The 15174-nt window shown below is 33.8% G+C and carries 9 protein-coding genes; 4 read left to right on the top strand and 5 right to left on the bottom strand.

What is annotated here, in order from left to right; translation table 11 throughout:
• Positions 1 to 50 precede the first annotated feature (50 nt).
• A complete protein-coding gene (locus ABWU24_RS03605) occupies positions 51 to 1478 on the bottom strand; it encodes a sensor histidine kinase (protein ID WP_341815572.1) in 1428 nt (475 codons plus the stop codon).
• A 64-nt stretch (positions 1479 to 1542) separates the two neighbouring features.
• On the opposite strand from ABWU24_RS03605, the gene ABWU24_RS03600 reads away from it, so the two are divergent.
• Positions 1543 to 2712, top strand: a complete 1170-nt coding sequence (locus ABWU24_RS03600) for an aspartate aminotransferase family protein (protein WP_341815571.1) — start codon at positions 1543 to 1545, stop codon at positions 2710 to 2712.
• Here the strand turns inward: ABWU24_RS03600 and ABWU24_RS03595 are convergent.
• Positions 2709 to 6407 carry a DEAD/DEAH box helicase gene (locus tag ABWU24_RS03595; RefSeq protein WP_353274459.1) on the bottom strand — a complete coding sequence of 1233 codons (3699 nt, stop codon included), beginning with the start codon at positions 6405 to 6407 and terminating at the stop codon, positions 2709 to 2711. The two genes, ABWU24_RS03600 and ABWU24_RS03595, sit on opposite strands and share 4 nt — an antisense overlap.
• A gap of 97 nt (positions 6408 to 6504) precedes the next feature.
• Between ABWU24_RS03595 and rimM the strand changes: the two genes are divergently transcribed.
• From rimM to ABWU24_RS03580, 3 genes are read left to right on the top strand one after another with little or no spacing between them, the layout of a single operon-like run.
• Entirely contained in the window at positions 6505 to 7005 is a 501-nt protein-coding gene (rimM, locus tag ABWU24_RS03590; RefSeq protein WP_214241605.1) for a ribosome maturation factor RimM, read from the top strand.
• 59 nt (positions 7006 to 7064) lie between these two features.
• Positions 7065 to 7631: an elongation factor P gene (gene efp, locus ABWU24_RS03585; RefSeq protein ID WP_108784257.1), complete on the top strand. Its 567-nt coding sequence runs from the start codon at positions 7065 to 7067 to the stop codon at positions 7629 to 7631.
• Positions 7632 to 8324 carry an inositol monophosphatase family protein gene (locus ABWU24_RS03580; protein ID WP_353274457.1) on the top strand — a complete coding sequence of 231 codons (693 nt, stop codon included), beginning with the start codon at positions 7632 to 7634 and terminating at the stop codon, positions 8322 to 8324.
• Positions 8325 to 8612: 288 nt separating this feature from the next.
• On the opposite strand, the gene hemA is transcribed toward ABWU24_RS03580, so the two are convergent.
• From hemA to ABWU24_RS03565, 3 genes are all read right to left on the bottom strand, one after another.
• Entirely contained in the window at positions 8613 to 9809 is a 1197-nt protein-coding gene (gene hemA / locus ABWU24_RS03575; RefSeq protein ID WP_341815568.1) for a 5-aminolevulinate synthase, read from the bottom strand.
• 64 nt (positions 9810 to 9873) lie between these two features.
• On the bottom strand, positions 9874 to 11709 hold the full coding sequence (locus ABWU24_RS03570) for an ankyrin repeat domain-containing protein (RefSeq protein ID WP_353274455.1): 1836 nt from the start codon (positions 11707 to 11709) through the stop codon (positions 9874 to 9876).
• 150 nt (positions 11710 to 11859) lie between these two features.
• On the bottom strand, positions 11860 to 15138 hold the full coding sequence (locus ABWU24_RS03565; RefSeq protein WP_353274453.1) for an ankyrin repeat domain-containing protein: 3279 nt from the start codon (positions 15136 to 15138) through the stop codon (positions 11860 to 11862).
• Positions 15139 to 15174: the final 36 nt, after the last annotated feature.

The raw sequence follows: 15174 nt of genomic DNA, 5'->3' as shown, positions 1-15174 counted from the left end.
ATGACTTAGGAATGTACTAGATATAAAAGTGCAATATCAAATATATTTTACTAAAAATCAATCAACTTTTCACATGTTTGCTCTTCATAAAAGAAGCTCAATATTATCGTAGTACCAAGTTTTGCTTCACTTTGAATGTTGAAAGTCCCACCCATTAACTCTACTAATTTCTTGCTTAGAGGTAATCCGATACCTGTGCCTTCGTTTCTATATCCCGAATCTGCTTGGCCAAAAACGGACATAACTTTATATATGTCCTGCTGCATTATCCCTATTCCATTATCATGAAACTCAATAGTTAATAAATTTTTTTCTATATTCTCTTTAATAATCATTCTTATTAAACCACCTTGAGGAGTGAATTTGATTGCATTTGATAACAAATTTATTATAACTTGCTTCATTCTTTTGGGATCGGCGATAACTAATAATTGTTTATCAGATATCTCTTTCTTTAAACTAATACCTGTTTCTTTTAGTTTAGGTGATAACATTTTTAAGCACGAATCTATTATCTTATTCAGATTAAACTTCACTTTCTCTACTGTTAAACTACTTGATTCAGCTTTAGAAAAATCGAGCACATCATTAATCAAAGCAAGTAAATGTGTACCAGCATTATATATATCGTCTACGTATTCCTTGTATTCAGAGTGATCTACCGAACCTAAAGTTTCATTTTTGATCAACTTTGCAAATCCAATAATAGCATTAAGAGGTGTACGCAACTCATGTGTAACACTTGCAAAAAATTTTATCTTATTTGCATTTTCTTGCTCTAATGCCTCTTTAACCCTTTGTAATTCAATATTAGTTTTATGCTGCTTGGCTAGCATTTGGGTGTTGGAAAGGTGCAAATAAAGCATTATTAGTATTAAGATAACTAGTAATAAGCCCATTAATATTGAAAATAGACTATATACCATAATATAAGAGTCATTATAGCTTTGAATGATCTTCAAAAAAAATGAAGGCTTAATGTCATCTTCATGAAATATAGGGAAAGTAGAAGTTAATGTATTTCCTGTAGCGTAAAATATTTCTTGATTGCTTAGCAATTTATCAATTTCATCATTTGTAAGCAACTGCTCATAGTCATGACCTTGAGTATTAAAATTACTGAAAATTACTCTGGCATTTTGATCATACAGTATTAAGCTAAAATTTCTTGCTTTGCTTACTGATTGTAACAATTCAGCACGCAATTTTACCAACTGGTTTATGTAATCAAAACTGTTATATTTAATATGATGTTTTTCTATTAGTAAATAATGATATTTTTTTATTATACTATTTTCCAATAGATCTTTTAAGTTTGCATTTGAATTACGGTAAAAAGAAAGAAAATTATTCTTTAATGAATAATTGCGGTATATTGTGCCCAATAAAACCACAAAAATTAATAAGAATAGTGAGATAATTTTTGTATATCTATTTGTTTTTAGTGTAATAAACATTGATTTACTTAATTTATACATATTCTTCTCATTGTGAAATAACGTCTTTTATGGTATTAATAAAAAATTAGCATATCATACTTTTATGACAATTTCTCCTATCTTCCCAGTTTATTCTCCTATTAACATAAATTTTTCTTATGGCAAAGGTATTTACTTGTATGATATCGATAATAAGCGCTATATAGATTTTCACTCTGGAATAGCTGTTAGCAGTTTAGGTCATGCCAACCCACGATTAACTGATGTCCTAAAATTACAAGGAGAAAAACTATGGCATATATCAAATACCTATAATATATCTACTGCCAACAAATTTGCAGAAAATTTAATAAACAATAGCTTTGCTAATACTGTATTTTTTGCAAATTCTGGATCAGAAGCAGTGGAATGTGGACTTAAAATCGCTAGGGCCTATCAAAATGGAAAAGGTAATAAAAATCGCTATAGAATTCTAACATTTCATGGTGCATTTCATGGAAGGACATTTTTAACTTGTGCAACAAACGATAGACAGAAATTTTCTGAATTACTGAATCCTTATATTGACTGGTGTGATAACATAGAGCCCAATATTGAGAGTGTAAAGAAAGCAATTTCTAATGGCATAGGTGTTATATTAATAGAACCAATACAGGGACAAGGTGGTATTAAAGTAATGAGTGAAGTCTTCATGAAAGAGCTAAGAGAACTATGTAACGAAAACGACATACTGCTATTTTTTGATTGCGTTCAGTGCGGTGCTGGTAGGACAGGAAAGTTATTTGCATATGAACACATAGGAATTAAGCCTGACATATTTGCTCTTGCAAAAGGAATAGGAGGAGGTTTCCCTCTGGGGGCTTGTCTTGCAACTGAAAAGGTTGCTAAGTACATGGCGGTCGGTATGCATGGTTCTACTTTTGGTGGTAATCCACTTGCAACTTCAGTAGGTAATGCTGTATTGGATGAATTGCTCAGCCCTGGCTTCTTAGAAAATGTTGAAATTAGAGGTAAGTCTTTAAAAAATAAACTAGAGGACTTAGCAAGCAAGTTTCCAATGATAGAAGAAGTGAGAGGAAAAGGGTTGATGCTAGGAATAAAAGTAAAAATGAATAATCAAAAATTTGCAGAAGAGCTAAGTCACCGTGGTTTACTTACTGTTGGAGTAACATCAGATAACGTTGTAAGAATCTTGCCTCCACTCATTATCACTGAAGAAGAGATTGACGAAGGCATTGAAATCCTCACTCAGTATTTATCTGAAAAGTTCTAGTTAAAAACTAAACCTTCCTGCTCACTAGTTGTTGGCTGTATCAAAATTGCAGATAAAGCAGTAGCTACAACTTTATCAGCTACTTCATTTGTACACTTTGCCTTTTCCTGTTCTCTTATCAGTGTAAGCTCATTTATATCACTTAATGAATCAAATTTTGTTGCATCTTCAAATATAAAAGATTGCACGGCACTCTTCTCAACACCTAAGAAAGCACCGTTACCAAACGATAATGCCACATCTAATAACTTCTGCATTAAACTGTTTTTAACAATGAATTTAAATAGCTCCCCTAACACAACTGGCACTCCAAAAGTAAAAAATGCTCCTCTCACTAAATAGGTCGTTATTTCATATAACAATGCACCACACAAGAATGTCAGTGGTCCAAATACTATAAAACCGCAAAGTAAAGGCAATGGCATGGTCTGACCTGATGATATTCTACCTATAAGCTCCATTGAAATTATAAACCCAATAAGTAACATAGCTCTACCTAGATATGTCCTTTCTTTAGAGCGTTTGTTAAAGTTTTTCTCACGTAACTTAGAAAAATCATTGTTAACTCTGACTTCAAAAATATTATGATTGGTTTTTAATTTGAGTTCCCAGTCCTCTATTCCATGATGCCACTTATGACACCTTACAATTTCATCAATTATCGTACTGACTTGATTATTGATTTTGTATAATTTGCTTTCTTGATATAAGTTGCCTTGATAATACTTTTCTCTAAATTCCACGCAGTTTAAATTCTTTAAATCACATAAAAAATCTTTAATTTCTTGTGCCATTTTATCAGTATTGCCTATGTAGCCTATAGCTTTTAAAATTGTTACCAAGTGTTTATTTTCAATTTGAGCAATTGTTCTATCTAATGCACGTATATATTGCTTAGATTGAAAATATGAGATGATTTTTTCTTTACATCTATCCTCATTGCCTTCGTACAAACTATTTCTTTTGAAACTGCTGTCATGTTCTTTGGCAATTTCTAATGCATGAGCCAATACATTTTGCGCCTTCACACTACTTTCACAGTGACAGTTTCTGATTATGTGTACATACGCTCTTGCACTGGTATCTCCAGATTTATCTATATTGTACGCTTTAGCCAAAAAGACTAAATAGTCAAACCCTGCCCAAAGATAATACATTACCTTTGTTATAGCACTCCCCACAAAAAATAAAGCTGAGCGTGTGCAAGATAATGTACCGTTGTTTTTAATTCTGTTCTCATATGAACGAAGGTATGCCTCTGTACTTTTTAAAATCCTATGTAAATCTTGTTCTGTCTTTTTGACATCAAAATCATTTATATCATGAATTTTTTCATACGTTTCTTTTATCAAATCACTAGAAAACTTCTTCAGAGCTAAATCATCAATATTTCCTAATGCATCAATATTTTTACTAATATAGATTTCTATTTTTCTTCCAAGTTCTTCTCCCATTCTATTTTTTAGCAACTTATTGTATTTATTAGTAGCTGGAAACAAAACTTTCTGACAAAATTTCTGTGGTTCGTTTTTAAAATTTGCTAAGATCTTATTCACAAATAGCTCAACTTTTTCACCTGCAGCAACGAAAAACCATGATTGTCTGCTCTCATTACGCTCTCTATTTCTTCCAAGATTCTGTAGGGCTTCAGATGGATTATTGAACTGACTAATCGAATCTGCAAATATTGATGCAACATGATTATATTCACTATCAAATCCACGACCTTTCGATCCATCTATAACCGTTGTCAACGCATATTTAGCCAATGAATCAAAATCTCTTTTTTCATAATCACAATAAAGAGTTCGATATCCACCTATCTGATTATGTATTATCGCTGAAAAGGGTCTGTTTTCTCCAATACCAAGATCATTTTTCCCAATTCCTGCAAAGATACATTTATTTTGTTTGCAGAAATCAATGAGACTATGTAGTATACCTTCCTCTCTTTCCATAAGGTCATGGAGCTCTTTGCTTAAGCGCCAATTATCAACTATTAACCTGCATTGCTCATTATCACCTTGACGCAATGCTTTAATTACTAACTTGATTTGCGGTAAGAGCTTGTTTCTAGCAAATTGCTCACTAAAGCCTTTTTCCTTTAGATAGCTTATAATATTATTATCGTCAGTAGTGCTAACATTTATGAGCCTAAATAGGTAGTTTATACTATTGATAGTAGTACTAACATTACTTTTAACATCTTCTATTAACCCACCTAAATCTTCTCTCCTTTTTTTATCTAAGGTAATATTATCACACTTCATTAAATATGAGAGAGTAAGATCGATCATTGAATGCGTTACTCTATATTTTAGATATTCAGCAGTACTACTGAAATCCACCTTTTCTTTTAATTCAGATATCTGCTTTTCTGTCAAACTAGGATGTTGCTTTTTAACGCAGTTTATAAAGTTTAATTGACGTAATTGGAGCCTGTAGTCTTGATACGACATCCCTTCAGGCTTAAATTTATTATACACTTCATAACGCGTACCACCTTCATATACTAGATTATCCTTACCCTGCAACGCAAAGTTAAGATTAACCATACTATTCACATCATCAGCTAAAAGCAGAGCACTTTCTCCAATTGGGCTTTGCACATTCCATCTCATAGAAGTTAATAAATCATCGGTATCAACAAGCTTATTGTAATTAAAAACTTCTTCGCTTTCTTCAACATACTCATGAGCTGGGCTCGATTTTTCTCTAGTAAATAAGCTACTCACGTTAGCAAGAAATCTAGAAAGCAATTCTCTTGACTCTACCCCAGTTACTTTAGTTAGCGTCCACCAAACTGGCCACATTACCATACCAAATATAAACATAGAAATTGTATAATATAGGTTTCCAATCAAAGCAAAATAGAGCCAATAATCTGAAGTTAGACCAATTACAGCAGCAACATTACTATTTATAATAGGAAACAATATAGCTAAAGATATGATGGAGGTAGCAATGTTCACTACAAGTGCTTGATTGAAATTTGTTATCCTATTGGTTTTTGCAATAACACTTGCTGTTTCGATGGCGTTTGCAATACAACGTCTACTCAATCTTGTCGGGCTGATAACTTTTCCGCATCTATTTAAAATCCTTCTCTTTGGTGTTGCAGTGAGGTAAGTTGTAGGATATTCCTCATCAAGCTTGCACATGTTCTCAAAATCCTGCTGCTTGTTAATACTGTCTGCTTCATCAACACTAATCCACAACTTGGTATTTTGGTCTTTAAATTTACGATCATTTTCTTGCTGCAATAACAGGTCATGTGTCACTATAATTGTTGTAGGTTTAGTTGCCTTCAGTGCATTTTTAATTTCCTCAGCAGTTTTAGGTGTCCTAATGTTTACAGTAAATGCACTACTCATCATTTTTTTAGCTTGATTCACTAGGTCACTACTTGGTACTGCAACCAGATGATGAAACCCTGCTTGGGCTAGTACATGACTCCACAATCCAATATCATAAGTCTTGCCAAATCCAGTTTCTGCATCGATCATAACATTACAGTTAGTAGTGCAAGAGTTGCGTAGATGTTCTAATACCTCTTCAACAACAGGTTTACGACGTGCTACTATTATAGATTCCTTTGTATCATCAAGTTTTATAGATTCACCTTGCAAATTACAGTTGATTTCTTCTAAGCCACTTATAATACTTTGCTTTTCTTGATTGCTGATAGAACTCACACATTACCCACTATAATTATCACAATATTAATTGTATGTTAATTCAGTAAATTGTCAATTCTATAGACAAAAAGCTGATTTCAACTATCATATTAATATGAATATATGCCTCGGAATAATTACTTCTCCCCATGGAATCAAAGGAGCTGTTAAGATAAAAACCTTTACTGAAAAGCCCGAAAATATTTTCCTATATGGTGAACTAATAAGCGGAAGTGAAAATTATAAAATAAGCTTGGTGTCTGTTGTCAGTAATAATTTAGTAATAGCAACAATTAGCGGTGTGAACTCCCGTAATGAAGCAGAACTTTTAAGAAATAAAAAGTTATATATAGAGAGAAATAAGCTACCACAGTTAAATGATGAGGATGAATTTTACCAAGATGATCTTGTGAATATGGAAGTAAGACTAGAGAGTAATGAATTATATGGTTATGTGAAGTCTGTGCATAATTTCGGCTCGGGGGATATATTAGAAATTTTGGTTATCAGCACAAAAAAAAACATTATGTTATCTTTTACTAAAGAAGTATTTCCATACATCAACATGAAGGAAAGGTATATAGTAATCAACATGCCAGAATTCATTGGCCAATAAAAATTTTGATATTTGTATAAAGTTATTTATAATCATCAGACTAAATTAAAAGTGTAATTATGGCAGAAAGGGCTAATGATATCAGGCCAGGTCAGGTACTAGAACATAACGGTGGGTTGTTTTTGGTTGTAAGTATTATGCATACTCAACCTGGTAAAGGTGGTGCATATATACAAGCTGAAATGAAAAATATCCAAACAGGAGCAAAGTACTATGAGAGGTTTCGCTCTGATGCAACAATCAGAAGGGCAATTTTAGATGAAGAGGAATATGTTTATCTTTTTACTGAAGGGAATATCGTAAATCTTATGCATCCAAGTAGTTACGAGCAGATTGTTATAAATTTAGACTTATTAGGGGAAAAGAAGGCTTATTTGCAAGATAATATGAAAATTAAAGTAATAACTTATCAAGATAAAATAATTTCTGCACATGTGCCTGATCACGTTACACTAACTGTAAAAGAAACAGAGTCTGTTATCAAAGGGCAGACTGTTACTGCTTCTTATAAGCCTGCAATTTTGGAAAACGGAATACGTGTTAACGTGCCTCAATTTATAAAAGAAGGGGATAAAATTGTAGTACATACTCCTGATAACAGCTATTACGAAAGAGTAAAAGAGTAAATGGCCATTTCATCACCACGAATCAATGTGATGCTTGATTCTGTACGCAGTGCCTCCAAGCAGCTTATACGTGATTTTAATGAATTGCAAATTTCAAGCGTTAAGTCAGCAGACTTTATCAATAAAACTTATTCAAAATCCAAGCAACTTATATACGATTGCTTGAAAAACTACAACCAGAACTATGACTTTATTTTTGAAGATGATGGGGGCCAAGATCTAAAAGACGGCGGTTATACTTGGTTTATTATGCCTATAGAAGGCAAGGAAAACCTTTTTAGTTGTATGGTTTATTTTGCAGTATCAGTTTGTCTCATTCATAAAAACAGAGTTGTAGCAGCTGTGATTGATGCTCCAGCCCTTAGAGAAACTTTTTGGGCAGAGGAAAAGAAAGGAGCTTTTCTTGAAGATTTCAAATCTCGCCATGTAAAAATGCGGATGAAAGCTCGTGAAGGGGGAATAATAGACATAAGTGGTAATTTGTTAAATAAATTACCACTTGACAATAATAATCTGCGCTCCCTTGGCTCAACGGTACTAGGTTTTGCATATCTTGCTGCCGGAAGATACAATGGAATAATTTACTCTGGAATTAATAAATATAAAACTTCACTCGGTAGGCTTTTTCTGCAAGAAAGCGGTGGGAGATTAAAGGAAGATAACGCGCTTGTCATTGCTGGAGATATAAACTAAAGTTCATTCAAAAGAGCAAAAGTCACGTAGTGAAAATAATAAATGGTCTTACCTACCCCTCATTGCAGCAGGGTGGCAAAATAAGATAGACGAGAAAAGACAACTATAGGAACAAATAGTCAGTGTGTGACAATGGCATCTAGTCCTTTTGCACAAAAAACGTTGTAAAGTGTTTACCAATTTAGTTGGATACCCAGTGTCAGCTACTTTCATGACAAGAAATAAAGCACTGATTTTGTACATTAACCATGCTTTTAAATAGATACCTTATTCTTGGCAACTTTAAACTCAACAACAGACACAAACAGATAATTTCTCAAAAACTTTTACAAGAGACTCTGTTAAATTCTCTATCATTTCATTTGTATGGTAAGGCGTAGGGGTAATACGGAAGCGCTCAGTCCCCTTTGAAACTGTTGGGTAATTTATATGTTGTACATATATTCCATACTCATCAAATAACAATTTTGATGCTTTTTTAGATAACTCGGGGTTACCAATTATGATTGGAATTATATGAGTTTCTGTTTGCATAAAATCCACTCCTGCATTTCTCAGTGAGTCTTTTACTTTTTGGGCAGCCTGCTTTTGCTTCTCTCTTTCAACATTGCTTGATTTTAAATGTTCAACGCTTGCCTTTGCTGCTGCTGCTAAAACGGGTGACATTGCAGTGGTAAAAATAAATCCTGGAGCGGAACTTCTTATTACATCTACCAAGTTCTTTGAAGATGCTATATACCCACCCATCACTCCAAAAGCCTTTGATAATGTACCCTGAATAACAGTTATTCTATCCATCAAACCTTCTCTTTCTGCAATTCCGCCACCGCGCGGTCCATACATACCAACTGCGTGTACCTCATCCAAATAGGTAATTGCATTATACTGATCTGCTAGATCACATATCGCTTCAAGCGGTGCTACATCACCATCCATTGAGTATACAGATTCAAGTGCTATTATTTTCGGCGTTTTTATATCTATAGACTTTAGCAACTGCTCTAAGTGATCAACATCATTATGCCTAAATATGTGCTTCGGTCTTTTTCCTGATTTTATACCTTCTATCATTGAAGAATGATTTTTCTCATCTGAAAAAATTACCACACCCGGAATAACAGACGACAAAGTGCTAAGCGTAGTTTGGTTGGCAAGGTAGCCACAAGCAAAAGTTAAAGCAGCTTCTTTTTGATGCAAGTCAGCCAAAGACTTCTCGAGCTCAACAACTTCTTTTGTTGTACCTGATATATTTCTTGTTCCTCCAGCACCAACAGATGAATTTTGAATCGCAGCAATGACACTATCGTTTTGTGACATTCCCAGATAATTATTACTGCACCAGACAATAACCTCTCTATTTCTTTCATAATCCATAATATAGGGAAGTTTGCCAGGTAATGATGCAAAATGTGTGAATTCACGATAGCGCCCTTCTTCTTTTATATCTTTGATTTTACTTGAAAATATCTTTTCGTAGTCTACCAAGTTCTTATCTATTAATAATCAATACAATTATAATAAATTATTAAGTGATAGACTACTATATTTATTACTTAGACGGATATTCTTCTGTCTGCATAACCTTTTTGACCTGATTATCCTCAACTAAGCTTTTAGGCCTATGGCAGTACGTAATTGTAGCTGCAATAAGACAACAAACTGCAACTGCTATTCCTATTGCTAACATTTCCAAGTAAACTGCAACAGCTCCTCCTAAGGCAATACCAGTTATTGCAAGTGCAGAAGCAGCTACGACATACTTTTTTGTGTTTTGTGGATCATTCTTTGAATTGCTTGGTACGGTTGCTGAATAGCCTAAAGATGACGTAAATTCCAAAAATCCCTTATTTCCTCGTTTTTTTGCCATATCTAAAGAGCTTCCTTTCAAAAGAGTATCTAATGGTTTATTAATAATTGGATCGTTTTCTAAATACGGGCTTGTACCATTGTCTATTAGCAATTTTGCAGATTTTTTATGCCCTTCATTTATTTTTCGATTATAAGCTATAACATGCAACGCAGTACCAATATTATTGCTTTGCATATTAACATACCTTTCTTTATCTTCTGCTGCACTTATTAAGATGGCAACTACATCAGAATGACCATTATTAGCAGCTAAGTGCAATGCAGTTTCACCATTATGATGTTGTAAATAAAGATCTGCCTTTTTTTTTAAAAGTAATTCCACCATTGCCGAATTACCTTCTGCAGAAGCATACATCAAAGGAGTAAGATTATATCGTTCTTTAGCATCAACTGTTGCACCACGCTCTATTAGCAATTCCGCAACATCTAAATGTCCACTATATGCTGCTTCATGTAAAGGAGTTACTCTGCTGCCTGTACTGCTCACTGAGTTAACATTTGCACCGCTATCAAGTAAAAGCTTCACAAAATCTTTACGACCATTTCTAGCAGCTAAATGAAGTGCAGTGTCACCACCTACTTTTGTTTTTGATTTAATCTCAATATTTGCACCACATTCTAGTAAACGCCTGCCAAGCTCAACATCACCTTTTTGTGCTGCAACGTGTAAACGAATAAATCCATCATTATCATAATCTGTGAAACGTTCATTAATATCGTCTAGTAAACTTTCCCTACCAGCTTTTAATTCCTCAGGAATGATAAGTGTTACTTTACCATTTTCATACTCTACTTCACCATTATGAAATTTAAGTGTGAATCTAAGTAAACTGTCTAATTCACATATCTCCTTCTCTGGCTCATCAGAATTGCGTGCCACCATTGATGACTTATAGTTAATGCGTACATAATTCTCATCAGAACAATCGATGTACATGATCTTTTTGTAAGAATCGCTAGAAAGTACCTGATATTTTATTAATATACTATATATTCGGATAGCAAGGAAAGCCATATACCCCGCTTGATTACAACTTGTGGTTAATTCCTCTATGAGGGAATCATTCGGAACCTCTGCTTTAGCATGTTTAAAAATTTCCGTAAAAACATACTTTGCAAACAGACGTTTATCATCTCCCTCATTATATTTATCATATAACCCTTTAATGAAACTATTATCTATAGTGCGATCATTGATTACAAAAAAATCCGTTCTATATAGGTCTTGATAAGCTGTGTTACCAGACTTTACATCTTCATTATTCTCATTTGCCTTTACTTGACCCAGCAGAGATTGTGTTAGCTGAAATTCTAACGTAGTTACTGCACTAGATTTAGTATCAGAATTATTAACGCCAGATTCCTCTTGACTTTCATTACCTGAATCCTCAGAACGACGGCGCCCTTTTTCCTCTCGTTCTAAAATTTCAAACCCTTCTTCAGTGCCAGAATCCCTAGAATCTGATTTCTTTAAAATTTTGTTTGATTTCTGTGATACAAAATCTGAACCTAACATGTTTTTCCTCCTAATTAGTAGCTAAGCTAAGTGTAGCATTAAATGGCAATTTTGTCAACTTAGCAAGCATCTCTTCGTAGTCTACCAAGTTCTTATCTATTAATAATCAATACAATTATAATAAATTATTAAATGATAGACTACTATTTCTTAACTTGCTCCTACAGCAGCGTTACGAACAATCTCCTCAACATCTGATCCTTTAAGTGGACCTGAAGGTGCCTTATTATAATAATGTACAGCTATAGCAGCAACTATACAGAAAGCTCCAATACCTGCTGCTACTCCTGCTACTAGCAGACTAGTACCGAGAGCAAAATATGCAGCTGGTGCAGCAGCTAATGCAAGTATTCCAGTTACTGCAAACATCCATGTAGCCACAGTAGGCCATTTAACGCTATTCTCTTTTGTGTAAATTTTGTTGCTATTACTAGCTTGCTTATTAGCTACTGATTTTAGTTGTATATTTTCGTTAGCAACTTGTTCTACACACTTGGCGGGTTTATTAGAAGTTTGCTTTTCTCTGTTATTATCAATTGATATTACGGTATTAACACTTTCATTTGCAAAACCTAATGATGATGATTGAGATGGAACAGTAAAATCTTCTTCATTGTGTGCAGTACCACATTGACTTTCGGGAATAGGCGATATACCCTCATCTACAGCTGTAGGTATTGTCAAATTCTGATTATCTTTTTCGTCATTTAGATCATCAGACTTTTCCTCAGTGACCATTGAAGGCATTTCTGCTGCAGTTTCAGGTACTTCTGTTTCAGAAATAATATCAAACGAAGGAGGATCTGAAGAAATTCTAGCAGAATCGTCACTTTCAAGTTTAGAAAAATCATCATCTTCAGAACTCAGTGATGGTGAATCCGGCTCGCTTTCTTTACGCTCCACTACAGGAATTTCTTGGCTACTTGCAGTAGCAGCTATATTACCACTCACTGATAATGCAGCAACATGCTCGAACTCTTTTTCAAGAAATATTTTAATTTTTGCGAGCTTGCTTTGAGATAGTTTATCTTTCTTACCAACTTCCGTCTTATTAGCGTCTTCTAAGGCTTTATTCAAGATTTGCTTTGTGTCTACACTATCGTCCTCTTTCCTTACCTTTTCCACTAAAGACATTACTTCTTCATAATTAAGAGCGAAGATAGCATTAGACAATTTCTCTTCTATATTTTTAGGCATTTTACCCCTCCTATAATTATTATTATCTATAGTTTCTTCTATTGAAACCTTTTTATTATTCATAATATTTTCTTCTTTATCAACAATACTCCTTTGTGGCCGTTGATTATCAATGTTTTTGGATTCTGGATCTTTTTTAATATTTAAATGCAAAGGTGTTTTATCATCTAAACCTTCAAGAAATTTTGTGATTTTTGATTCACTAGAAGATTTTTCCCTGTTTTCTTCCCTTACCAAATATAAACTTTTCGTTCCTACCAGATCTAAAGCTGTTTTGCCATCTCTATCTTTAATGTTCCGATCAGCTCCCTTGTTTACAAGTAATTTTACTATTTCAAATTTATCATGGTAAGCAGCCCAATGTAAAGCTGTTCTGCCATGCCTCTCATCTTGAATATCAATTTCAGCGCCATTTCCAATAAGCAAGCCCATTAATTCTAAATTATTACGTGCCACAGCCCAATGCAAAGGTGCATGCCCTGAATTGTCTATACTATTAATATCAGCAATTTTATGATTAATAATAGTCTTTGCTACATCTATAAAATCTTGTTGTATAGCATAGTGCAAAAATTTTTCTGACATATCAGAAACTCTAGACCTGGCTTCAGTATCTTTAAATTTATCTAATACCGCTTTCACGCATTCTTGATTACGAATAGACAACGCCCTTCGAAGTTTTTCACATATGCTATTCCAAGGTAGAATAGTACTTCGATTTTTTTCCAAATCTTCTAATAAAAGCTTAGTATAGCGCTGTCCACCAACACCAATAAGTAGCCTATCGAGACCTTCATCTTGCGTAAATAATATACTTTTATGCGTTTTTGCATATCTTTCCACAAGCGTATCATTAGCTGCAATGGCTAGTAGTGAAAGCTCTTTTACTGAATAATTATAATAACCATTTGTTTCATCATAACTATTATTCAACAGCACATTGTGCGTATGATCAGTCAAATTAAGCTGTTGAGAGCAAAAATCCTTCAAATTACCACAATTCAAATCAGTAATAAATCTATCGCTTTCCTCTATATTATTTATAGTTTTATCTAAATCTGCATAATCACCATAATTTTTTGCTTTATTTATAACATCTGTCAATTCATCAAAGGTTAAATTTTTAGGAATAATAGTAAATTCTTCCTCATTACGTCTTGGCTCTACACGAATTTGATCTTGAGGCCACAATAATTCCGTTGCTATTCCTGTACCAATTTCTGCAGCACCTATAAATACATTTACAATGTTACCCAAAATGCCTGGATCAGCCACTGCTCTAGTTGTTACTTCACTATTATCAGGTGAACTTTCAGTAATAGACAAATCTTCAGCAGAAAATGACTTAGGTCCTTCATTCATATTTTTCTCAAGAGTCTCTGTAATTCTATTATCCTCATCTTCGAAATGCCTATTTATTTCATCTAACAAACTTTTGCCATCAGCTTTGTAATTCTCTAATTGTTCAGGAATGATAAGTGTTACTTTACCATTTTCATACTCTACTTTACCATCCTGAGATTTAAGCGTAAACTCTAGCTTACTATCAGATTCATATTGTTCTAGTCGATCTGAATTTTTTATAACTATAGTATCACTATACTCAACATTGACAGATTCTGCACTATTACAATAAAGACTTATTATTTTTTTAGGGATTGTTGGTACTAGACTATGTTGACTAAATATAGGATGAATGTGGCTATACATTGCAAATTCATAACCAGCCTGATTGCAATTAGTAATTAATTCTTCTAGTATATTATCATTTGGAACTTCTGCTTCAGCATATTTAAACATTCCTGTGAAAACTTGTTTAGCAAATGTGCGATAATTTTCATTTAAAATTAAGTAGTTGTGCTGATAATATAACTCGCGCACATACTCTTTACTTATTGTTTGCCCATTAATTGCAAAATCCATTCTTTCTAGATCAAGTTGTGCTTGCTTGCCAGAATTTGCATTCCTATTATTCTCACTTGCCTTTACTTGACTTAGCAAAGATTGTGTTAGCTGAAATTCCAATTCAATTGCTCTGTTAGTATTTTGTCCTTCCTCAACCTCTGAACAATTGCCTGAATCTCCAGAATGACGATGCTCCTTAATTTCTTCTTGTTCTAAAATTTCGAATTCTTCTTCAGCACCTGAATCTCTGGAATGGCGACGCTCTTTTTCTTCTGCATGATTTGTTGTTGGCGGCATGAGCCCACCAAGTAAATTCCAACCACCCATGATTTACCCCCCTGACCATTAGCTAAGTTCATTATA

The organism is Wolbachia endosymbiont (group B) of Hofmannophila pseudospretella, from assembly GCF_964028515.1.
Lineage (GTDB): Bacteria > Pseudomonadota > Alphaproteobacteria > Rickettsiales > Anaplasmataceae > Wolbachia.
This window is presented reverse-complemented; position numbering and strand designations above follow the sequence as displayed.